Below are 1,050 nucleotides of genomic sequence, written 5' to 3' on the forward strand. Positions count from 1 at the left end.
ACCGCGAAGTCCGCGCCCGGGATCATCGAGGTCGGCGTCCCGGACATCACCGGGGACAGGACGATCAGGATGATCGCGGAGAGCAGTCCGCCGTACATCGACCACACCGCGCCGCGGGTGGTGAAGCGCCGCCAGAACAGGGAGTAGAGGATGGTCGGCAGGTTCGCCGAGGCCGCCACCGCGAAGGCGAGCGCCACGAGGAACGCCACGTTCTGGCCCTGGGCGGCGATGCCGCCGACGATCGCCAGGACGCCGATCACCACCACGGTGATCTTGCCGATCCGCACCTCCTCCTGCGGGGTGAGCGGGTGCTTGGCGATCACGGAGCCGTACACGTCGTGGGCGAAGGACGCCGCCGCCGTGATGGCCAGGCCCGCGACCACCGCGAGGATGGTGGCGAACGCGACCGCCGAGATCAGGCCCAGCAGGATGGAGCCGCCGAGCTCGAACGCCAGCAGCGGGGCCGCGGTGTTCTGCCCACCGGGCGCGGCCGTGTTGCGCTCGGGGCCGATCAGCGCGCCGGCGCCGTAGCCCAGCACGAGGGTGAACAGGTAGAACGCGCCGATGAGGACGATGGCCCACACCACGGACTTGCGCGCCTCCTTGGCGGTGGGCACCGTGTAGAACCGCATGAGCACGTGCGGCAGGCCGGCGGTGCCGAGCACGAGCGCGATGCCCAGGGACACGAAGTCGAGGCGGGTCAGGGCGCTGGCGCCGTACTGCAGGCCCGGCTCGAGGATCGCCTCACCCTTCGGGTTCATCTCGATGGCGGCCCCCAGCATGGCGTTGAAGTCGAAGCCGAACAGGGCCAGCGACCACACGGTCATGATCCCCGCGCCGGCGATCAGCAGGATCGCCTTGATGATCTGCACGTAGGTGGTGCCCTTCATGCCGCCGATCAGCACGTAGACGATCATCAGCACGCCCACGATCACGATCACGAGGGCCTGGCCGGCCCGGTCGTTGATGTTCAGCAGCGCCCGCCCAGCGCGTCGGCGGTGGCGGCGAACGGGCGGCCAGCGACGCCACCGTCCATGGTGCGCCGGATCG

Annotated in this window: 1 pseudogene; it reads right to left on the reverse strand. The window is 70.2% G+C overall.

From position 1 onward, the window contains the following. Positions 1-1,050: pseudogene (locus AB0L75_RS44575) on the reverse strand (cation acetate symporter); the annotation flags it as partial.

This window comes from Streptomyces sp. NPDC052101 (genome assembly GCF_040680235.1).
Taxonomy (GTDB): domain Bacteria; phylum Actinomycetota; class Actinomycetes; order Streptomycetales; family Streptomycetaceae; genus Streptomyces.